This window comes from Arthrobacter sp. KNU40 (genome assembly GCF_051515115.1).
Taxonomy (GTDB): Bacteria; Actinomycetota; Actinomycetes; order Actinomycetales; family Micrococcaceae; genus Arthrobacter.
The window spans coordinates 4,677,842-4,697,707 of record NZ_CP195850.1; the positions used below are offsets into that span (position 1 = coordinate 4,677,842).

Annotated in this window: 18 protein-coding genes and 2 riboswitches; of the genes, 10 read left to right on the top strand and 8 right to left on the bottom strand. The window is 64.4% G+C overall.

Features of this window, described 5'->3' with window-relative positions; genetic code table 11:
• The first annotated feature begins 128 nt into the window (after positions 1–128).
• Positions 129–1,394, top strand: a complete 1,266-nt coding sequence (locus ACSKT0_RS21760; protein WP_437771580.1) for an alkaline phosphatase family protein — start codon at positions 129–131, stop codon at positions 1,392–1,394.
• The gene (locus ACSKT0_RS21765; protein WP_437771581.1) at positions 1,391–2,542 is read left to right on the top strand and encodes an alkaline phosphatase family protein; all 1,152 of its coding nucleotides are present in this window, start codon (positions 1,391–1,393) and stop codon (positions 2,540–2,542) included. Before ACSKT0_RS21760 ends, ACSKT0_RS21765 begins: the two co-directional genes overlap by 4 nt.
• Here ACSKT0_RS21765 and ACSKT0_RS21770 read toward each other — a convergent pair.
• Positions 2,539–3,588 (bottom strand): Lrp/AsnC family transcriptional regulator, encoded by a 1,050-nt coding sequence (locus ACSKT0_RS21770; RefSeq protein ID WP_437771582.1) that lies wholly within the window; start codon positions 3,586–3,588, stop codon positions 2,539–2,541. The two genes, ACSKT0_RS21765 and ACSKT0_RS21770, sit on opposite strands and share 4 nt — an antisense overlap.
• Positions 3,589–3,731: 143 nt before the next feature.
• On the opposite strand from ACSKT0_RS21770, the gene ACSKT0_RS21775 reads away from it, so the two are divergent.
• Together ACSKT0_RS21775 and ACSKT0_RS21780 are read left to right on the top strand one after the other, a co-directional pair.
• Positions 3,732–4,952, top strand: a complete 1,221-nt coding sequence (locus ACSKT0_RS21775; RefSeq protein ID WP_437771583.1) for a M20 metallopeptidase family protein — start codon at positions 3,732–3,734, stop codon at positions 4,950–4,952.
• Between the two features lie 26 nt (positions 4,953–4,978).
• Positions 4,979–6,271 carry an MFS transporter gene (locus tag ACSKT0_RS21780; protein WP_437771584.1) on the top strand — a complete coding sequence of 431 codons (1,293 nt, stop codon included), beginning with the start codon at positions 4,979–4,981 and terminating at the stop codon, positions 6,269–6,271.
• Between the two features lie 82 nt (positions 6,272–6,353).
• Here ACSKT0_RS21780 and ACSKT0_RS21785 read toward each other — a convergent pair whose 3' ends face one another.
• Positions 6,354–7,640: an MFS transporter gene (locus ACSKT0_RS21785; RefSeq protein ID WP_437771585.1), complete on the bottom strand. Its 1,287-nt coding sequence runs from the start codon at positions 7,638–7,640 to the stop codon at positions 6,354–6,356.
• A 102-nt stretch (positions 7,641–7,742) separates the two neighbouring features.
• Here ACSKT0_RS21785 and trmB point away from each other — a divergent pair, with 102 nt between their 5' ends.
• A complete protein-coding gene (trmB, locus tag ACSKT0_RS21790; RefSeq protein ID WP_437771586.1) occupies positions 7,743–8,666 on the top strand; it encodes a tRNA (guanosine(46)-N7)-methyltransferase TrmB in 924 nt (307 codons plus the stop codon).
• A gap of 16 nt (positions 8,667–8,682) precedes the next feature.
• Here the strand turns inward: trmB and ACSKT0_RS21795 are convergent, their stop codons facing one another.
• Positions 8,683–9,165 (bottom strand): hypothetical protein, encoded by a 483-nt coding sequence (locus ACSKT0_RS21795; RefSeq protein WP_437771587.1) that lies wholly within the window; start codon positions 9,163–9,165, stop codon positions 8,683–8,685.
• Between the two features lie 101 nt (positions 9,166–9,266).
• Positions 9,267–10,232 (bottom strand): hypothetical protein, encoded by a 966-nt coding sequence (locus ACSKT0_RS21800; RefSeq protein ID WP_437771588.1) that lies wholly within the window; start codon positions 10,230–10,232, stop codon positions 9,267–9,269.
• Between the two features lie 133 nt (positions 10,233–10,365).
• Positions 10,366–10,464, top strand: a riboswitch (glycine riboswitch).
• Position 10,465: 1 nt separating this feature from the next.
• Positions 10,466–10,569: riboswitch (glycine riboswitch) on the top strand.
• Between the two features lie 49 nt (positions 10,570–10,618).
• On the opposite strand from ACSKT0_RS21800, the gene lipA reads away from it, so the two are divergent.
• Both lipA and ACSKT0_RS21810 read left to right on the top strand, forming a co-directional pair.
• The gene (gene lipA, locus ACSKT0_RS21805; RefSeq protein ID WP_437771589.1) at positions 10,619–11,644 is read left to right on the top strand and encodes a lipoyl synthase; all 1,026 of its coding nucleotides are present in this window, start codon (positions 10,619–10,621) and stop codon (positions 11,642–11,644) included.
• 16 nt (positions 11,645–11,660) lie between these two features.
• Positions 11,661–12,473, top strand: coding sequence for a methylenetetrahydrofolate reductase (locus tag ACSKT0_RS21810; RefSeq protein WP_437771590.1), 813 nt, complete (start codon positions 11,661–11,663; stop codon positions 12,471–12,473).
• A 35-nt stretch (positions 12,474–12,508) separates the two neighbouring features.
• Here ACSKT0_RS21810 and ACSKT0_RS21815 read toward each other — a convergent pair whose 3' ends face one another.
• Together ACSKT0_RS21815 and ACSKT0_RS21820 are read right to left on the bottom strand one after the other, a co-directional pair.
• A complete protein-coding gene (locus tag ACSKT0_RS21815) occupies positions 12,509–13,225 on the bottom strand; it encodes an anti-sigma factor family protein (protein ID WP_437771591.1) in 717 nt (238 codons plus the stop codon).
• The gene (locus ACSKT0_RS21820; protein WP_059389901.1) at positions 13,222–13,722 is read right to left on the bottom strand and encodes a sigma-70 family RNA polymerase sigma factor; all 501 of its coding nucleotides are present in this window, start codon (positions 13,720–13,722) and stop codon (positions 13,222–13,224) included. The genes ACSKT0_RS21815 and ACSKT0_RS21820 overlap by 4 nt, the downstream gene beginning before the upstream one ends.
• 154 nt (positions 13,723–13,876) lie before the next feature.
• On the opposite strand from ACSKT0_RS21820, the gene ACSKT0_RS21825 reads away from it, so the two are divergent.
• Complete coding sequence (locus ACSKT0_RS21825) at positions 13,877–14,431, top strand: COG4315 family predicted lipoprotein (protein ID WP_437771592.1); 555 nt, start codon at positions 13,877–13,879, stop codon at positions 14,429–14,431.
• A gap of 114 nt (positions 14,432–14,545) precedes the next feature.
• Here ACSKT0_RS21825 and ACSKT0_RS21830 read toward each other — a convergent pair whose 3' ends face one another.
• Positions 14,546–15,394: a DMP19 family protein gene (locus ACSKT0_RS21830; protein WP_236813182.1), complete on the bottom strand. Its 849-nt coding sequence runs from the start codon at positions 15,392–15,394 to the stop codon at positions 14,546–14,548.
• A 104-nt stretch (positions 15,395–15,498) separates the two neighbouring features.
• A complete protein-coding gene (locus ACSKT0_RS21835; protein WP_437771593.1) occupies positions 15,499–15,627 on the bottom strand; it encodes a hypothetical protein in 129 nt (42 codons plus the stop codon).
• A gap of 32 nt (positions 15,628–15,659) precedes the next feature.
• Between ACSKT0_RS21835 and ACSKT0_RS21840 the strand changes: the two genes are divergently transcribed.
• Together ACSKT0_RS21840 and ACSKT0_RS21845 are read left to right on the top strand one after the other, a co-directional pair.
• Complete coding sequence (locus ACSKT0_RS21840) at positions 15,660–19,061, top strand: SNF2-related protein (RefSeq protein ID WP_437771594.1); 3,402 nt, start codon at positions 15,660–15,662, stop codon at positions 19,059–19,061.
• Between the two features lie 165 nt (positions 19,062–19,226).
• A complete protein-coding gene (locus tag ACSKT0_RS21845; RefSeq protein WP_437771595.1) occupies positions 19,227–19,862 on the top strand; it encodes a CG0192-related protein in 636 nt (211 codons plus the stop codon).
• Positions 19,863–19,866 lie beyond the last annotated feature (4 nt).

Sequence of the window (19,866 nt, forward strand, 5' to 3'; positions counted from 1 at the left end):
AGTTTGGGGCCACCCACAAAATCCATTCAAGTGATTAACATTCACCTTAAATTAACTCTGGGCAAACACTGAACTAAATAGCCAACTATCGGTTGTTCCCGTAATCATTCCGTGATGCACTGCTTGGCGTGAACTTCACAAGACGCAACTTCCTGTCAGTTGCCGGATCTGCCACGGCCGCGACGCTTATCAGCGGCGCCTCCGCGGGGACCGCGCCTGCTGCGACCGCCCTCCCCCAACCCGGTTCCTCGGGCATAGACCACATCATCGTGGTGATGATGGAAAACCGCTCGTTCGACCACTTCCTCGGTTGGATGCCCGGCGCGGACGGAAAACAGTCCGGGCTGACGTTCGTTGACCGCTACGGGATTCCCCATACAACCCACCACCTGATGGACTTCCAGGGCTGCGGGCATCCAGACCCGGACCATTCCTATGAGGGCGGCCGGATCCAGTTCAACAACGGCAAGAACGACGGTTGGCTGCGGGCAGGCGAGAATGATGAATTCGCCGTCGGATACTACGATTCGAGCGACCTCGACTTTTGGCGCCAAGCGGGTCCCGACTGGACTGTCTGCGACCGTTATTTCGCAGCCACCTTGGCCGAAACGTATCCGAACCGCTTCTATCAGCACTCCGCGGCCACGGACAGGCTCCATAACTCGACCGTCACCAGCACAATGCCCACGATTTGGGACCGGTTGGCAGCAGCCGGGGTGCAGGGAAAGTACTACTACGGCGACATTCCCTTCACCGCCCTATGGGGAACCAAGTACCTCGGAATCTCCAGGCCCTACGCTGAGTTCCTCAGCGATTGCAGTTCCGGCAAGCTCCCCTCGGTGTCCTTCGTGGATCCCCGCTTCACGGACGAGTCCAGCGGAACCTCCGGCGATGACCACCCGCATGCGGACATCCGCTCCGGTGAGCTTTTCCTGGCGGAGGTCTACAACGCCGTGACCAAGAGCCCCAAATGGGCGAACACCATGCTGGTGGTCAACTACGACGAGTGGGGCGGGTTCTACGACCACGTGCCACCGGAAACAGCAGCGGACAGCAATCCAGACACTGCCCGGCGCGGCTTCCGCGTACCGTCAATGGTCATTTCTCCGCGCGCCCGAAGGCAATACGTGGCTCACAATACCTACGACCACACCTCAATCTTGAAGGCCATCGAGTGGCGCTGGGGGCTTCAACCCCTGACGCCGCGGGACAACGCCGCCCGCAACATCGCCGAGGTGCTCGATTTCCAAGCAGCGCCCAACCTGACCGCGCCGACGTACCTCGTTCCGCCTTATGCCGCCGGACCGGCATGCTCCCCGGTCGGTCCCCCCGCGGAGGAAGAGTGGGCCGGGTTGAAACAGAAAGCACTTGCGGACGGATGGATCCTGCCATGACCTTCAAGACCTTCGCCATTTCCAGGATGCGGCTCGGATTGGCTGCGCTGCTGGTCGTCCTGCTCGGCGCCTCCTTCATCGCCTCCGGATTGCAGCAGACGGAAGCACAAGCGAGCGAACCACAGACCGTCCAGAGCACCGGATATCTCCCGGGAGCCAAGCACGTGTTCGTGATCAACCTTGAAAACAAGGGGTACGACACCACGTGGGGACCCGGTTCGGCGGCACCGTACCTTTCCACCACGCTGCGCAACCAAGGCGTCCTGTTGAACCAATACTTCGGCACGGCACACAACTCGCAACCGAACTACGTCGCCCAGATCTCCGGCCAAGGCCCCAATCCGCAGATGCAGGCAGATTGCCAGACATACTCTCCGTTCGTGAAGACCGGCACGGCAGCTCCTGGCCAGGCCGTTGGAGATGGCTGCGTCTTCCCCGCCGATGTGCCTACGGTGGCCGGCCAATTGACGGCAGCTGGGAAGACCTGGAAGGGCTACATGGAGGACATGGGCACGTCGTGCCGCCACCCGGCCCTCGGCACCCCCGACGACACCCAGAAAGCCAAGGTCGGGTACCAGTACGCCGCCCGCCACAATCCCTTTGTCTATTTCGCTGGGATCACTGGATCACCGGACTGCGCCAAGAACGACGTGGACCTCGGAGCCCTCAAGACCGATCTTGCTTCGGTCTCCACCACGCCCAATCTGTCGATGATCACGCCGAACCTCTGCCACGACGGACACGACTCCCCTTGCGTTGACGGACAGCCCGGCGGCCTGACCAGCGCGGATGCTTGGCTGAAGCAGTACGTTCCGCTGATCACTTCGTCTCCCGCATTCCGCCAAGACGGTGTCCTGGTGATCACCTTCGACGAATCCGACAGCCCCCAATCGGATGCCTCCGCCTGCTGCGGCGAAGGCCCCGGACCCAACTCCCCGCTTCCCGGGATCGTCGGACAGGGCGGCGGCCGGGTCGGCGCTTTGGTCATCTCGCCGTTCACCAAGGGCGGCACCTGGTCCACAACGCCCTATAACCACTACAGCCTGCTGGCCAGCATCGAAGACACCTTCGGCCTTCCGTACCTCGGCTACGCAGGCACCCCTGGCCTGAACCGCTTCGGAAGCGACGTCTACAACGCCGGCCTCTAGGCCGGGCTCGCGGCGGCGGCGGTTGGTATAGCGGCGGCGGTCGGCACGACGGCGCCAGTCGCCGTCGAGTCGGGGTTCAGCATCCAGCCGACCCGCTTGGCCGTGCTCAGCATCACGACGCTTTCGACGAGTTCGATCCCGGGAATGCGCTGCTGGATGGCGAGTTCCATCTCCATGACCTCGGCCAGCGAGCGCAGCCACATGATGATCACAAAGTTGGTGCTGCCTGTGGTGGAGGCCGTGAACCTGACGTTCCTGACGGCCCGCAATTCGGCGGCCGCGGCCTCGTGCTGGCCTGCTGGGACATTCGCGAACCACTGGCACGTCATGGGGTAGCCGGAGAATTGTTGGGCGATTTCGCAGCGGAAGGACAGCATCCGGCTCGCGAGCACGCGTCCGAGCTGCCGCTGCACGGTAGCAGGGTGCCGTCCCAGGGCGCGTGCGATTTCCGCCGCGGACGCCCGCCCGTCCCGGGCAAGGAAGGGAAAGAGTGCCATATGGCTCTCCGGCAATGGGGTGACCTGCGCGTAAGGGGCGGACGGATTGAGCGCCTCCGGCCCGGCGAGGGCGCGCAGCGCCTGCTGCTCCGCCCGGCTCAGGACGTTGAGCCGCCACGCGTAGCCGCTCGTGTGGATGCGGGTGCAGAGCGAGGTCCGGTACTTGGTGAGTCCCCGGATTTCCTTGAGCTGGGGCAATAGCCGGCTGCTGAACTCACTCAGGTCTTGGGTGATTACGGTGAGCATGAGGTCACGGTTGCTGGCCGCCTCCTCAACCGTGATGATCTCCGGAATCGCTGCGAGCGCGGCCGTGACCTCGGGCCTGAGGTGCATTTCGCAGTCCACGTCCAACAGGGCAAGGCAGGCATGCTTGGGGTCGCCCATGAGGTGCGCCGTGGTCCAGGCCGCTCCGGACTCGCGCAGCCGGTCCCATCGGGAGGCCAAAGTGGTGGCGTGGACGTCCAGGACCTCGGCGGCGTCGGACCAACTGATCCGCGGCGAGATCTGGAGGGCATTGATCAACCGGAGGTCCTCTTCACTGAGTTCCATCAGCGACCCTCTCCTAAGTGATGCATGATTCCTGTTAATTCTGGCATATTCCTGAATTTTTCCAGTGCTTTTAAAGATTGTGAGGCTAGTCACTTCACAATGGCTATGGATACCTACCAAACGTTCAGGAAACAGGAGAACAGATGTCGATCGCCTCAGACGCCAAAGAGATGCAGGGAGAAATCGCCCGGTTCCGTCACGAGCTCCACCAGGAACCGGAAATCGGCCTGGACCTCCCGCGCACCCAGGAAAAGGTGCTCAAGGCGCTCGACGGACTCCCGTACGAAATCACCCTTGGCGAGAGCACGACGTCGGTCACTGCCGTCTTGCGCGGCGGCGCGCCTCACGCTTCGGCCCGGAAGCCCGCTGTGTTGCTCCGCGCCGACATGGACGGACTTCCCGTCCAGGAGCGCACCGGCGTCGAGTTCTCCTCGAAGATCGACGGCGCCATGCATGCCTGCGGCCACGACCTCCACACGTCCATGCTCACCGGAGCCGCAACCCTGCTGGCCGAACGGCGCGATCAGCTAGCGGGCGACGTCGTGCTGATGTTCCAGCCCGGCGAAGAAGGCTTCGACGGCGCGGGCCACATGATCCGCGAAGGCGTGTTGGACGCCGCAGGCCGCCGTGTTGACGCCGCCTACGGCATGCATGTCTTCTCCTCCCTGGAACCGTATGGCCAGTTCTGCACCAAGCCTGGAGTGATGATGAGCGCCTCTGACGGGCTTTTCGTCACCATCCTGGGTGCCGGTGGGCACGGTTCGGCGCCCCATTCGGCCAAGGATCCCGTCACGGCAGCGGCAGAAATGGTGACTGCGCTGCAGGTCATGATCACGCGGCAGTTCAACATGTTCGATCCCGTAGTCCTGACCGTGGGAGTGCTGCAGGCCGGCACCAAGCGCAACATCATCCCCGAATCTGCCCGATTCGAAGCCACCATCCGCACTTTCTCGGAAGCCTCCCGCGAGCGGATGATGACCTCCATCCCGCAGCTCCTCAAGGGCATCGCCTCCGCGCACGGCCTGGAGGTGGACGTCGACTACCGCGGCGAATACCCCATGACCGTCACTGACGAGGACGAGACCCACACCGCCGAGAACGTCATCTCCGGCATGTTCGGCGATTCGCGACTCTCCCGCTGGGCCACGCCCATCAGTGGCTCGGAGGATTTCTCCCGGGTTCTGGCCGAAGTTCCGGGAACCTTCGTGGGCCTCAGCGCAGTGCCGCGGAGCGTGGACCACACCACCTCAGCGTTCAATCACTCCCCGTACGCCACGTTCGACGACGGCGTCCTCTCCGATGGTGCGGCGCTCTACGCAGAGCTCGCGGTCTCCCGCATCGCCACCCTCGCCGCCGGCAACTAACCATCAACCCAGCCTTGGAGCAAGATATGACCGCCACCGTTGGCACTTCAGCCACAGTCCAGGTTCACAAATCCCATCTGCGAACCCTCATCGGCACCGGCATCGGCAACGCCGTCGAATGGTACGACTGGGCCATCTACGCCACGTTCTCGCCTTTCATCGCCAGTGCGCTCTTCAGCAGTGCCGACCCCACGTCCGCGGTCCTCTCCACCCTGGCGATCTTCGCCGTCGGATTCGTGGCCCGGCCGTTCGGCGGCTTCGTCTTCGGTTGGATCGGCGACAGGATCGGCCGCAAGACGTCCATGACGTTCGCCGTCGGCCTCGCGGCTGTCGGCAGCCTGCTGATCGGTATCGCGCCGACATTCCAGGCGGTCGGAGCCTTGGCTTCCGTCATGCTCCTGGTGGCCCGCCTCATCCAGGGCCTCGCCCACGGTGGCGAGCTGCCGTCGTCGCAAACGTACCTGTCCGAAATGGCACCCAAGGAAAAGCGCGGCTTCTGGGCAACGCTTATCTACACCTCCGGCACCGCCGGCATTCTGGCCGGAACCCTGCTGGGCGCCATCCTGACCGGTGTGCTGAGCAAGGCCGACATGAACGCCTGGGGCTGGCGCGTCCCGTTCCTGGTGGGCGGCGCCCTAGGCGTCTACGCCTTGGTCATGCGGGCCAAGATGAAGGAGACCGAGGCATTCGAAGCCGAGGTGCCCACCGAAAAGCGCGAGCCCATGTGGCCGCAGATCGTCAAGTACCGCAAGCAGGCCCTTCAGGTTATCGGGCTGACCGTTGGCCTCACCGTTGTCTACTACATCTGGGGCGTCGTGGCGCCGAGCTACGCGGCCAGCACACTCAAGATGGACCGTGGAGCAGCCCTGTGGGCCGGCGTCATCGGCAACATCGCGTTCATTGCGTCGCTCCCGTTCTGGGGCAAGCTGTCCGACCGCATCGGCCGCAAGCCCGTGCTGATCATGAGCTCTGCAGGTGCGGCTTTGCTGCACTTCCCGATGACGTGGCTCCTGAAGGATTCGCCCTGGCAGCTGGCCGTTTCGATGTCTGTGATGTTGTTCTTCATTGCCGGCAGCGCCTCGATTGTCCCTGCCGTGTACGCCGAGCTGTTCCCGACCAAGATCCGCACCGTCGGTGTCGGCGTCCCGTACTCCATTTGCGTTGCGGTCTTCGGTGGCACGGCCCCGTACCTGCAGACGTGGCTCGGCAGCATCGGCCAGGCCAATATGTTCAACGTGTACGCCGTGATCCTGCTGGCCATCGGAATCGCGTTCGCCTTCATGATCCCGGAAACCAAGGGCAAGGACCTGACGCACTAAACTCCCCCCGCTTGAACCCAACTGACTCGCAGTTGTTGTCGTTTAGAGCCCTCAAAACGACAACAACTGCGAGCTAGTTGGGCTAGCCGACGTAGCGGTTCCGGCCCGCGCGGAAGCCGAAGAAGGCCGCGAGGGATCCCACCACGAGGAACAGGATGCCGGCCGCCGCGAATCCGCCGGTCGCTTGGTGCAACTGGCCGACCATCAGGGTTCCCGTGGAGCCCAAGCCATAGCCGACGCCCTGCATCATGCCGGAAAGGTGCGCCGCGGTATGGGAATCGCGGGTACGCAGCATGATCATGGTCAACGCCACGGCCGTGAGGCTCCCTTGGCCCAGGCCCAACAGCCCGGTCCACACCCAGATCAGGTCCGTGGGGCCGAAAATACTCAAGGCGAAGCCGCCGCCGGTCATGAGCGCCACCACGGTGTTGATGACTCGCTGGTCCTTGAAACGTGCCGCGAGCCCAGGAGCGATGAACGAACCAAGCATCTGCAGCACAATCGACACGGACACGATCAAACCGGCCGTCCCGCCGTCGATCCCACGATCACGCAGGATCGGCGCCAACCAGGCGAACACGCTGAAGGACATCATCGCTTGCAACACCATGAAGATGGTGACTTGCCAGGCGACGACGGAACGCCAGACGTTCGTACCGCCGTCGGCCGCGCTGTGCCGGACGGGATGCTGGCGGATCGCGAGCGGCAGGAAAAGCAAGAGTACGACGGCGGCGGGCAGCGCCCAGAACCACAGCGCCGAGGTCCAGTGCCCGGCCGCGGTAAAGACGGGATAGGTGAAACCGGCGCCAAGCGCGGCAGACGCGCAAATCGCCGTCGTATATAGCCCGCCCATGAGCCCAAGGCGATGCGGGAAGTCACGCTTGACTACGCCGGGCAGCAGTACGTTGCATAGCGCGATCGCGGCGCCGCACGCCGCGGTACCGGCAAGGAGGGCCGGTAAGTGCCCGGCGCCGGCGAGGTCCACAGGACGGAGCAGCAGCCCCGCTGTCAGCACTGCCATCGCGCCGAGCAATACTCTCTCGGCACCGAATCGGCGGGCCAGGATCGGCGCCAGCGGCGCGAAGACGCCCAACAAGGTCACCGGCACAGTGGTGAGAACCACCACCGCCCAGCCCGGCAGCCCGGCGTCGGCGGTGACTTCCGGAAGGACTGCCGAAAAACTCGAAAAAACCGTCCGCAGATTCAGGCCGATGAGCACCAGGCAGATCCCCAGGAAGACGAGTCCGCCGCGCGTCTTGACCTGCGTGGGCTCGGCGGCGGGAAGCTCGTCGATCTCGGCGTCGACGAGGATCTCGGGGACGCCGGGGTGCGGCTTGGTGTTCTTGGGGGAGCCTGAAGCGGGGGTCACCAACCCATTCTGGCAGTCACACCCGTGCAGGGCGGCCTCGTGACGGGGTCGTACGCAAGTTCCGCCGCGGGCGTTTGGTCCTGCAACGGTATTCTGGAGGAGATGAGTGAAACCCCAGATTCCCCCGAAACACCGCAGTCTTCGCGCCCCGTGACCCCGGGCAGCCAGGCCTCCTTCGGCACCTATGGTGGCCGGCCGGTCAGTTTCGTGCGCCGCGGGACGCGCCTTCAGGGGCGCCGCCAAGCAGCGTGGGAAGAGCACTCGGACCGCTGGGCCATCCAGGTTCCGCGGCATGTCGCCAACACATCCGTGCACCCGGACTACGTGTTCGACGCCGAAGCCGAGTTTGGGCGCAAAGCACCGCTGATCGTCGAAATCGGTTCGGGACTCGGCGACGCCGTATGCCACGCGGCAGAAGAGAACCCGGACAAGGACTTCCTCGCAGTGGAGGTCTACACCCCAGGCCTGGCCAACACCATGATCAAGATCAACAGTCGCGGACTCAGCAACGTCCGCGTCGTGGAAGCCAACGCCCCCGAGGTCCTGGCCACCATGCTCCCCGCGGGCTCGGTCAGCGAGCTCTGGGTCTTCTTCCCGGACCCGTGGCACAAATCCCGGCACCACAAACGCCGCCTTATCCAGCCCGCGTTCGCCGAACTCGCTGCGCGGTCCCTCGAGAAGGGTGGCCTGTGGCGGATCGCCACAGATTGGTCCAACTACGCCATCCACGTCCGCGAGGTCCTTGCAGGCTCTACCGAGTTTGAGAACGTGCACGACGGCGAGCGGACCGGCGCAGACAGCCCCCTCACCCAAGTGTGGGAATCCGGCGTCGAATCCATGGTGGGCGGGGCCCCCGTCAAGGAAGGCCGCGCACCGGTCAGCACCGAGCACACCGGCCCCAACGAGGGAGTGGATCACATGGGCGGATGGGCTCCGCGCTTCGATGGCCGCATCCGCACGAGTTTCGAAAACAAGGCCCACGAGGCCGGACGCATGATCTTCGACCTTAGCTATCGCAGGATCTAACCAGGGGTGGAAGCGGTTATTTCGGGAAGAGCTCCGCGTTGATCGAGGCGGACGCCACGATCCCCTCGAGTGTTGCCTGTGCCGTATTCCAGCTCGACGAAGGCGCCTCCAGCGTCATCAAATAGGCCTCGTGGGGAGCAACCGTGATTGCCATGATCTCGACGGTTTCGCCGTCGCTGGGGGTGGCCGCCGTCATGAAACGCAGCACCGGGACCTGTTCGTACGGGCCGAAGGTCTGCTGGGTGGCCGTCGGCGCGAACAGCGCGCCCGTGTCGAGGTTGGCGATCAGCTTGTCGGCCGTGGGCGCCGCCGTGTTCGGCACCGCGGTCAGCCTCGGCCCGGCCGGGGTCTGGGCAGTCAGGTCCGCTTCCGTCCCGGCCAGCACGATCCCGCCGAGGGTGGGCAGTACCCGGTTCGCCCACCCCGCCGGCGGGGTCAGGGTGAGCCCTGCGCTTTGCGGCGGCCCTGATCTCGTTACCTGGGAAGAGGGAGGCATCACCTGAGAAGAATTGGGGGAACTAGGCCGGGGCCCCTGGCAGGCCGCGAGGGCCACTGACGTTGCTGTGAAAGCGACGAGGACGACGAGGATCCGGCACGGAGTCACGACGCCGCCCCCTTGGTGACCGCGAAGTCCCGTCCCAGGAGGTAGAGCAGCAGGCGACGGCCCGCCAACAGCGCTGATGCACGTGCAGCAGCATCCGGACCGGTAACCCCGTTGTAAGCCATGCGCAGGATGATGGGCATGCATGCCCGGACGCCCGGGAACCTGGGCCTCCCATCCGAGCCGTCCGACGACGCCAGCAGACCGGCTTGGAAGACCAGGGCATTGGCGACGTCGTCGTTCTTCGAGAAGAGCCCCCTGAAGGCGCCTTCAATCGCTTGGGCGCCGCTGGTATTCAGACCTTCCGTAGCGGGCACGCTAGTGTGCCCGGTGCTCTCCAGGGCTTGGAGGATGGCCGCTTCCGCCGCGGCCTCATTCGAGTTGGTCGAGGCGGGCGAGCTGGTCGACGTGGGCGAGCCGGTTGGCGTCGCCGCGCTGGTGGGCGTCACCGAGCCGGTGGGCGTCGCGGTGGCTCCGGCACAGGCCTTGGTCGGGCCACCGGTAGCGGTCCATGTGGCGTGGCTGGAGGGATTGGCAACGTCGTGGGTCGTCCCGGTCAGCGTCCCGGCCGAGATGGTGGCCTCGTACTCGCCTTCGAGGGTGGAGCCGTTGGCGCGCTGGGCGTTCCACACCACGATCACGTCGACGTGGTCGCCGGTAACGTTTCCGGTGAAGGTCCCGCTGAGGCTGGTGTCGCCGGCAGTGCCGCTCACCTGGTTGCCGTTCTGTTGGAAGGTGAACGTTAAGGTCCGGGAGCCGCCCTGGACCGTCGTCCAAGTACCGCTGATGTCCCAGCAGGGCGTGGCCGCAAGAACCGGGGAAGCGGTACTGATGCCGCAAAACAAGACTGCCAGCACCGACAGGGCGGCGAGGACCTTCGGTGCGGCTCGACCCGAATTGTGCATCGAAATGCGGAGGGGAGCTGTTGAGGTTCCTGCCATGGCGTCGACCTTTTCGACGGTCATCCGGCAAGGATGTCGGATTCCTTGGCGCCAAGGTACATCAGCCAACGTCAGGAATCAATGACTCAGCTCTTTGCGTGCCGCACAGGCACCGGATACCATGTGAGACGTGTCACCGAAAGGTGGCACGCGCTTATGATCTGCGGCGGGAGAGCCCTGCCGGTACGTTTCAGCAGGCGCCGTAGGAGCAAATCCTCCCCAGGAATCTCTCAGGCCCATGTACCGCCGCGGCAAGGCAACTCTGGAAAGCAGCCCGGGCAACCGGACTCACCGACGGTGCAAGCGTCCAGCCGCGAGGCGGCAACGCGGAAACTCTCAGGTCCAATACAGAGCGGGGAGGAACCGAATCATCGTGGTGCGTCCGCGCCACCTGAATTATGGAGTTCCTCATGACCCTGGCACCTGAAGGCCGTAAGCTGCTGCGCGTTGAACAGCGCAACAAAGCCGTCCCGGTCGAACGCAAACCCGAGTGGATCAAGGCCAAGGTCCAGATGGGCCCGGAATTCGTGGGCCTGAAGAACCTCGTGAAAAAAGAAGGCCTGCACACCGTCTGCGAGGAAGCCGGCTGCCCGAACATCTTCGAGTGCTGGGAAGACAAGGAAGCGACCTTCCTGATCGGCGGCTCCGAATGCACCCGCCGCTGCGACTTCTGCCAGATCGACACCGGCAAACCCTCCCCCGTGGACATGTTCGAACCCACCAAGGTCGCCCGCTCCGTCCAGGCCATGGCCCTGCGCTACGCCACCGTCACCGGCGTCGCCCGCGACGACCTGGAAGACGAAGGCGTCTGGCTCTACGCCGAAACCGTCCGCAAGATCCACGAACTGAACCCCGGCACCGGCGTCGAACTGCTCATCCCCGACTTCTCCGGCAAACCCGAACACATCCAAGCGATCTGCGACTCCGCCCCCGAGGTCTTCGCGCACAACGTCGAAACCGTGCCCCGGATCTTCAAACGCATCCGCCCCGCGTTCCGCTACGACCGCTCCCTGGACGTCATCACCCAGGGCCGGGCCGCCGGCATGGTCACCAAATCCAACCTGATCCTGGGCATGGGCGAAACCCGCGAAGAGATCTCCGAAGTCATGACCGACCTGCACGCCGCAGGGTGCGACCTGATCACCATCACCCAGTACCTGCGCCCCTCCGAACGGCACCTGCCCGTGGACCGCTGGGTCAAACCCCAGGAATTCGTCGACCTCGCCACCGAAGCCGAGGAAATCGGCTTCCTCGGCGTCATGTCCGGCCCCCTGGTCCGCTCCTCCTACCGCGCCGGACGCCTCTGGGCCACCGCGATGCGCAAGAAAGGCCGCGAAATCCCTGCCCACCTCGCCCACATCGCCGAAGGCATCCAGGACTCCGGCACCACCCGCCAGGAAGCCCGCACCCTCCTCGCACACCACGCGACGGCCTGATCGGCAAGGAGCCAGCATGTTCCCCACCCGGATTGAAATCATTCCCTCAGACGGAATCGTTGAGAAAGTCCAGGCCGCAGTGCCGCTTTCCACAACGCTCACAGTCACCTGCTTGCCCCATCACGGCATCGCGCGGACCATGGAGGCTTCCGTCAAGCTCAGCCTCCTGGGCTACAACGTGATTCCGCACGTCTCGGCGCGCGGGCTGGAGCACAGGGCGCAGCTTTCCGGCATCCTCCGGGACTGCGGGGCCGTCGGGATCACGGAGGTCTTCGCCATCGGTGGAGACGGACCTCTTGGTGCCGGCCCCTACCGATCGAGCCTTCCCCTCTTGGCGGACATCGCCGAGTACACCGGTGGCACCATCACAGCGGGCATCGCCGGTTACCCCGAGGGGCATCCTTCCGTGAGCGGGCTGGACTTGCTGGACGCACTGTTGGCCAAACAACACCTGGCGACGCACGTTGTCACGCAGATGTGCTTCTCCACCCCGACGATCCTCGACTACTCAGCACTCCTGCGCCGGGAAGGCGTCGAGCTTCCCGTATGGGCTGGGATTGCCGGGGCAGTTCCCCGGACCAAACTGCTGGCCCTGGCAACCCAGATCGGCGTCGGGACATCCCTGAAGTTCCTCAGCAATAAAGGAACCCTCGCCCGCAAGCTTCTCGGCGGAGACAAGTACTCACCGCAAGGCCTGGTTTCCGAACTCACTGCGCACCCGGACGGCGTCGCGGGAATACATCTCTACAGTTTCAACCGACTGGACATGCCCACCTGGGAGCGAAACGACCTGCCCGATCCTGAAGCCAGCGAACCTGCGTCCGCCTGACCGCTCACCGCTGACCACCTAGGTCCTGGGGACCCCTAGCTCCCCGGGACCGAAATCACGGCGACGGTCTTCTGGTTGTCATCGCGCAGTTCCACGCCCGAAATCCCGGCAAGCTGGACCGGCGTCGCGCCCGTGACCTTGATGTGGCCGCTGGACGTCGCGGTCCAACCGCAGGCCATTTCTTCCGTGCCGTCGCGACCCTTGACCCACAGGTACATCGTGCCTTGCGGCGGCATGCTGCGGCCTTCCAGTTGCAGCTCGGTTCCCCACGCCTTCCTGACGAGCCCCACAGTGAGCTGCAGGCCGTTGTCCGTCTGCACCGAGTAGCTGGCGTCAGGTTTAGGTGGCTGGTTCAACACCGGCCCGGCCAGTATGCCCAAGCCAAGGCAAGCGGCGGCCACGGCACCCACCAGAGCCGCCCACCGGCGTCGCGATTTCCGTCGCCGTGCTGCCATTTTCAAGAGAATCGGCTGCGGGAGCCTTTCCGAAAAAGCCCCCATTAGTGAGCGAGCGTCGGAAGCAGCGGGCGGAACTGCAGCGGAGGGCTCGACGGCGGGCCGCCCGGCGGCGAGCGCGACGGCGTCGGGCACGGGGACGGCGTCGAGGAGGGCCGGAAGGCTCTCCAGCTCCCCCAGCTCGAGCCGGCAATCAGCGCAGCGTGCCAAGTGCTCCTCGAAAACCCGGGCCTCGGCAGGTTCGAGGCCGCCGAGCAAGTAGGCGCCCAGCAATTGGTGAAGTCCGGTTTCGTTCACCGCTGCACCCCCATTTCATCGAGAATCGTGCGAAGCGCCCTGACGGCGTAGAAGGCCCGGGATTTCACCGTGCCGCTGGGGATGTTGAGCCTCAGCGCGGCCTCGTTCACCGTGAAACGTTCGTAATGCAGGGCTACCAGAACCTCCCGGTGTTCGGTGCTGAGCCGCAGGAGCGCCTCCTCCATGAGGACCCGGTTGAGGAGCTCGTCCACCCGCTCGGTGGCCTCCTCCGGGTCCGCCATGTCGCGTTCGGCAGCCTCTGCCGGGCGCCGCTGGGCCTTGCGGTAGTTGTCGATGATGACATTGCGGGCAGTGCGGAACAAATAGCTGCGCAGGCTGCCGGTGATCTGCGGGGCGTGTTGCCACACGCGAAGGATGGTTTCCTGCACCACGTCCTCAGCCAAGTGCGCATCCGGCGTGCAGCTCAGAACGAAGCGGCGCAGCGCTGTGCCGTGGTCGCGATAAATCGCGGCCACCACATCCTCGTCGAGCGGCATCGGCGCCTCCTTGGTGCTCGGCTTCCCCTTCTCCTGCGATACGACGTGCCCGCCACGAAAAAGGTTCAAGCCCCCTGAACCATTCTTCACCTGGCGGCGTCGTACGGGTTAGCTTCCGGCACGTCCACGGCCGGTGCAAGCGAAGGAGCAAACCATGAAGAAGCAACTCGGCACCGGGCTCGGCATTCTTGCTCTGGCCATCGCCCTCACTGGCTGTGGAGGAAGCCCCGGCTCGTCTTCCACGTCCTCGAGCGCCACCAGCCCCAGTTCCGCGGCGTCGGCGAGTTCAAGCGCTCCGGCGTCGAGCACTCCTGCTGGAGCGGCGGAACTGAAGACGGCGTCGTCGAGCGTCGGCGAGAGAGTGGTTGCTGCGAACGGCAAGAGCGTCTACTTCTTCGCGAAGGACGTCAAGGGTTCCGGCAAGAGCGCTTGCACCGGCGGCTGCGCCACCAGCTGGCCCGCCGTGACAACGACGTCGAAGACGCCGGCGGTTGACGGGGTGGGCGGAACCATCGGCACCATCCCCACGGCAGACGGCAAGATGCAGATCACCATCAACGGGATGCCTATCTACTTCTTCTCCAAGGATGAAGACTCCAGTGACACCTACGGCCAAGGCGTGGGTGGCGTGTGGTTCCTGGTCAGCCCATCCGGTTCCATGCTCACCCCGAGCAGCAGCACCCCAAGCGGCAGCAGCATGGGCTACTAAAACCCTCGCTCACTTTTGCACCCCAAAAGGCAAACGCTCGCTCAGATCTTTCCGGACCGGCCGGAAGATCTGAGCGAGCGTTTGTCGAAAAGGCCTCAAAGGTGAGCGGGCGTTTTAGGCGTCTTCGAACTCTTCAGCGTCCTCGAACTCGACGGCCGCGATGATTTCCTTCGTCTCAGGGTGGATCATGAAGGCTTCGTCGTCCTCTTCGATCATGATGTAGTTGCCGTGGTCCGTGGTGAAGTGCCAGGCGAGGATAGTCTCGCCGTCGTGCTCGTAGTTGGGATCGCCCATGGTGATCTTCTCCAGCTGGTAGCCGGCAACGTCGCACAGTTCACGGATGATGAGCTCGAATTCAGGGGCGTTCTCAAGTTCCGCTTCGGCTGCCTCGGCCTGGCGCTCTTCGAGGTTCGGGATGAGTGCTACACGCTCGGCGATGTGAGCCTTCAGCTGCTCCTCGTCCAGGTAGAGCACGCCGTCCTGGCTGCGGAGCCACGCTGCGTTGAGTTCGATGATGTCCTCGGTCTCCAGGAGGGATTCGAATTCGCCGTCGAGGGCTTCGAGTTCAGCAACGGCTTCCGGTGCCACTTCGGACTCGTCAAGGTCGCCGTCCAGGTAGGCCTCGGCGTCTTCCTCGGACAGGGCGTCGAAAGCTGCGGCGGTGCGGTTGAACAGCTCAAGGTGGCCTTTGGCGCCCATTCCTTCGAGGCCTTCGCGGACAAACGCATCCACCTCTTCGCGTTCCGGGACCGTGAACACGTACTGCGCGAAACCGCCCGCGAGTGCTTGGGTCAGGTAGTAGTCCACAAAGTAGCTGCGCAGAGCATTGGTAGCGATTTCCTCATGGTTGAGGAGCTCCTCGTACATCTCGTTGACCACGGTGACGTTCGCGTCCACAACGTCGGCGCTGTCGGCCTCGATGCTGTCCTTCGTCAGAACGACGGGGTTCTCATTGCTGGTCATGGGATTTCCTCACTGCTAGGAAGCTTGTGCTGCTCCGGACCCTTTCAACGTACGCGGGGGCGGTTGTCGGGCAAGCTAGGCAGAGGTGAACGTCCGGCAAAGTTTCAGGGCTGCTGCGTCGGCGCACCCTGGCTGCTGCGGAGCGAAGTGAGTGAGGCGGCATGGGCCCACGCCGCCCGGGTTCCCTGGCTGAGCGGAGCGAAGTGAGTGAGGCGGCGGGGACTAGGATTCATAGATAGCCTCCTTCCGAAAGTAGCCCTAACGAATGCCTTCCCACTCAGACGACTCCTGGGAACTGGCGATTCAGACACCCGCCATTAACGACCGCTCCCTGGCGGCCGGCCTCGCCTATGCCATGGGAAGCCGGGTCAGCAGCATCACTTTCGATTCCGCCACGGGATTGATGATGGGCAAGGTCAGGGGCAGTGGCCCGTCAGCGTATTCGACGTCGGCCAAGCTGGTCCGCAAGCCCGGCGGCTGGAGCTGCACCGTCGGCGTGTGCAGCTGCCCGGTCCGCAAGGACTGCAAACACGTGGCCGCACTTCTCTTCGCTGCCGAGGACCATCCCGCCGTGCGGGCACAGTTGCTCAGCGCGCCGGCGTTCGGGCAGACGGCCCAAACAGGGGGAATCGTGCAGCGGCCGGCCTGGGAGCAGGCGCTCAGCAAACTCATCGCCACTCCGGGCGCCGCCCCGCAGGGCCAGGGCCTCCCCTTGGCCCTGGCGTTCGAGGTGGAAGAGCCGGCCCCGCACTTCTCCTACACAGGCCGGCGCGATCCGCTCCGGAGCGTGCGCCAGCTCAAGGCCCGCCCGGTGATGATGGGCGCCAAGGGCAAATGGATCCGGGGCGATGTTTCCTGGACGAACCTGAACTACCTCGGCTACAAGCGCGAGTTCAACGAAGCGCATATCGACTGGATGCAGAACTTCCTGGCCGCGCATTCCACTGCGGACTACCGGCAGCTCACTTCGAGCATGTGGATGCTCCTCAACGAATTCGCCGGCAAGAACTTGTGGAGCCTCCTGGTCGAAGCCGACAAGATAGGGGTTTCGCTCATTCACTCCGGCGGGACCGAGCCGGTCCGCATTGCTGCGGAGCCCGCCGTCGTCGGGCTTGACCTTAGCCGGCCCGACGACGGACTGCAGCTCGCGCCGTCGGTGACCTTGGGCACGGACGCCCTTGATCCGGCGACCTTGGGCTTGATCGGCCGCCCGGCACATGGCTTGTTCTTCACGGGTCCCGGCGAGGGCCACTTGCCCGGGGTATCGGCACCCGAGAACCTCATCACGCTGGCTCCGTTGGAGGGCGGTGAGTCGCAGGAACTCCTCGATTTCGTCATGGGCGCATCCCGGCTCCAGATCCCGGCGAAGGACGAAGAGCGGTTCCTCACGGCCTTCTATCCGAAGCTCAAGCAGTCCACCCGGGTCACGGCAGCGGACCATTCAGTGGAGTTGCCGGTCCTCGCCGTGCCCACGCTATCCCTTCTGGCGAACTACGGTGCTGACCACCGGGTGCGGCTGCACTGGGAGTGGCACTACAAGGCCGGCAAGCTCGTGACTGCCCAGCCCCTCTGGCGGCACCCGGACGACCACGGCTACCGCGACGACGCCGAGGAGGCCCGGATCCTTGAGTCCCTGGGCCGGCTTTGGGACGTAGTCGCCGCGCTGGGCGAATCATCGAGCGGCGGATGGGGGGCTCCACGGCTGGCCGCCTCGGTAGCGCTGGACGGCCTGGACACCCTGGCCTTCACCGAGGAGTTGCTGCCCCGGCTTCGCGAGCTGCCGGACGTCGTCGTGGACACCTCCGGCGAGATCGCCGACTACCGCGAGGCCACCGAGGCTCCCGTCGTCTCCATCTCGACCAAGGCCACCGACAGCCGCGACTGGTTCGATCTCGGCATCGTCATCACGCTCGAGGGCGAACCTGTGTCCTTCGCCGCGGTGTTTTCCGCCCTCGCTGCCGGCCAGAGCCGGATGTTGCTGCCCAGCGGAGCCTATTTCTCGCTGGACCTGCACGAGCTGCACCAACTCCGCGCGCTGATCGACGAAGCCAGGTCCTTGCAGGACAACCCGGACAGGCACGGCACCCTGCAGATCAGCCGCTTCCAGGCCGGGCTCTGGGATGAGCTCGCACAATTGGGGATCGTCGACGAGCAGGCGGCCGCATGGCGCGAGGCCGTGGGCGGCTTGCTCGACGACGGCGTGACCGGGCTCCCGCTGCCGGGCTCGCTCGATGCCGAGCTCCGTCCCTATCAGCTGGAGGGTTTCAACTGGCTGAGTTTCCTGTACCGTCACAGCCTGGGCGGGGTCCTGGCCGACGACATGGGCCTCGGCAAGACGGTGCAGGCGATTGCTTTGATGTGTGCGGCGAAGGAGCAGGCTGAATCCGACGCCGGCACCGCGGGCGGCACGGGCGGCTCGGGCGGCGGCGCCCCCTTCTTGGTAGTGGCGCCCACCAGCGTCGTGGGAAACTGGGCCGCGGAAGTGCAGCGCTTCGCGCCCGGTTTGAGCATCAAGACCGTGGGAGAGACCTTCGCCAAGAGCGGCGCGGATCCGCAGGAAGCCATGGCCGGGACCGACGTCGTCATCATTTCGTACGCGCTGTTCCGGATCGACTACGAGGCCTACGCAGCCAAGGAATGGGCCGGGCTGATGCTCGACGAAGCCCAGTTCGTCAAGAACCACCAGTCCAAGGCGTACCAGTGCGCCCGCAAACTTCCGGCATCCTTCAAGCTGGCCATCACGGGAACGCCGCTTGAGAACAACCTCATGGAGTTCTGGGCGCTGACCTCGATCGTCGCACCCGGGCTGTTCTCCAGCCCGCGCCGCTTCGCGGAGTACTACCAAAAGCCGGTCGAAAAGAACGGCGACAAAGCCCAGCTCGCCAAGCTCCGCCGTCGGGTCCGCCCCCTCATGATGCGCCGCACCAAAGAGCAAGTCATCAAGGACCTGCCGCCCAAGCAGGAGCAGGTGCTGGAAGTGGTACTGAACCCGCGGCACCAGAAGGTGTACCAGACGCACCTGCAGCGTGAGCGGCAGAAAATCCTGGGGCTCATCGACGACGTCAATAAGAACCGCTTCACCATTTTCCAGTCGCTCACCCTCCTGCGGCAGCTCAGCCTGGATGTCTCCCTCGTGGACGAGTCCTTGTCCGCCGTGCGCTCGTCCAAGCTGGATGTGCTGTTCGAACAGCTGGAAGACATTGTTGCCGAGGGGCACAGGGCGCTCATTTTCAGCCAGTTCACGGGGTTCCTGGGCAAGGTCCGGGAGCGGCTCGACGCGGAGGACATCGAATATTGCTACCTCGACGGCAGCACCCGGAACCGGGCCGACGTCGTGAGCGAATTCAAGAACGGCGCGGCGCCTGTGTTCCTTATTTCCTTGAAGGCCGGCGGCTTCGGCCTGAACCTGACCGAGGCCGACTACGTGTTCCTGCTGGACCCATGGTGGAACCCCGCGTCCGAAGCGCAGGCCGTGGACCGCACCCACAGGATCGGGCAGGCGAGGAACGTGATGGTCTACCGATTGGTCGCCAAGGACACCATCGAGGAAAAAGTCATGGCGCTCAAGACCAGGAAGTCGCAGTTGTTCGCGGATGTGATGGAGGGCGATGCCTTGTCCGGTGGTGCCCTGACGGCGGAGGACCTGGCGGGCTTGTTCGCGGAGTGAGGGTTCGCCCCTGCGACGCAGAAACAACCACCAAGGTGGGCACTATTCACTTTTAATGCCACAAATGTGAATGAGGAGCGAGCAACTCACCGTTCCAAAGACTAGAAGACCTTTCCTTGATTCGCCCCTGAAGCAACTGATTCGAGGTGGCTTAGGCTGGACCGCATGGCTATCATCCATCGAGCAACCCTGAGTCCCAGCAAACTTGAACTCATCGAAAAGTACTTACCCGTCCAGTCATGGTTCAACAACGATGGCTCGGCGCCGCCCGAACTGCTTGGGGCACACCGCTTCGATGATCCGGACGGCGAAGTCGGCCTCGAGACCCACTTGGTCTCCCACGGCGGCAAGGTCTACCAGGTTCCCCTGAGCTACCGTGGTTCGGAATTGCCCGGGGCAAAGGACTCGCTTCTTGGCACCATGGAACACTCCGTTTTGGGCACGAGGTGGGTGTACGACGCCTGCGCAGATCCCGTCTACGTCGTTGCCCTGGCCACCGCAATGCTCACGGGACAGCAGGAAGCCGAACAGTTCGTGGACGTGGACGGCATGCTGGAGCCACGCAGGAGTTCGGTAAACGTCAAAGGCAGCGGAACGCCCGGTGGCGAAGTCCCGGCGCTGAGCCCGGCAGCTCCGATCACCGAAGACGGCGTCACCAGGATCGACGCCGGTGAGCTCACACTGCTGGTGAACCGTGTCCTCGATCTGGGTACACAGGGTTCGGAAGATTCGGCTTCCCTGAGAGGTACATGGGCCGGACAGGAAGCGCCGGTGCTGCTGGCATCCCTCTCGCAGGCCTAGAGGA

Excerpts from the sequence above, each read along its gene's own strand:
- ACSKT0_RS21825 (WP_437771592.1), top strand. The coding sequence starts at position 13,877 with ATGAAGAAGCAACTCGGCACCGGGCTCGGCATTCTTGCTCTGGCCATC.
- ACSKT0_RS21830 (WP_236813182.1), bottom strand. The coding sequence starts at position 15,394 with ATGACCAGCAATGAGAACCCCGTCGTTCTGACGAAGGACAGCATCGAG.
- ACSKT0_RS21770 (WP_437771582.1), bottom strand. The coding sequence starts at position 3,588 with ATGGAACTCAGTGAAGAGGACCTCCGGTTGATCAATGCCCTCCAGATC.
- trmB (WP_437771586.1), top strand. The coding sequence starts at position 7,743 with ATGAGTGAAACCCCAGATTCCCCCGAAACACCGCAGTCTTCGCGCCCC.
- ACSKT0_RS21845 (WP_437771595.1), top strand. The coding sequence starts at position 19,227 with ATGGCTATCATCCATCGAGCAACCCTGAGTCCCAGCAAACTTGAACTC.
- ACSKT0_RS21775 (WP_437771583.1), top strand. The coding sequence starts at position 3,732 with ATGTCGATCGCCTCAGACGCCAAAGAGATGCAGGGAGAAATCGCCCGG.
- ACSKT0_RS21840 (WP_437771594.1), top strand. The coding sequence starts at position 15,660 with ATGCCTTCCCACTCAGACGACTCCTGGGAACTGGCGATTCAGACACCC.
- ACSKT0_RS21820 (WP_059389901.1), bottom strand. The coding sequence starts at position 13,722 with ATGCCGCTCGACGAGGATGTGGTGGCCGCGATTTATCGCGACCACGGC.
- ACSKT0_RS21835 (WP_437771593.1), bottom strand. The coding sequence starts at position 15,627 with ATGAATCCTAGTCCCCGCCGCCTCACTCACTTCGCTCCGCTCAGCCAG.
- ACSKT0_RS21810 (WP_437771590.1), top strand. The coding sequence starts at position 11,661 with ATGTTCCCCACCCGGATTGAAATCATTCCCTCAGACGGAATCGTTGAG.
- ACSKT0_RS21765 (WP_437771581.1), top strand. The coding sequence starts at position 1,391 with ATGACCTTCAAGACCTTCGCCATTTCCAGGATGCGGCTCGGATTGGCT.
- ACSKT0_RS21800 (WP_437771588.1), bottom strand. The coding sequence starts at position 10,232 with ATGACCGTCGAAAAGGTCGACGCCATGGCAGGAACCTCAACAGCTCCC.
- lipA (WP_437771589.1), top strand. The coding sequence starts at position 10,619 with ATGACCCTGGCACCTGAAGGCCGTAAGCTGCTGCGCGTTGAACAGCGC.
- ACSKT0_RS21780 (WP_437771584.1), top strand. The coding sequence starts at position 4,979 with ATGACCGCCACCGTTGGCACTTCAGCCACAGTCCAGGTTCACAAATCC.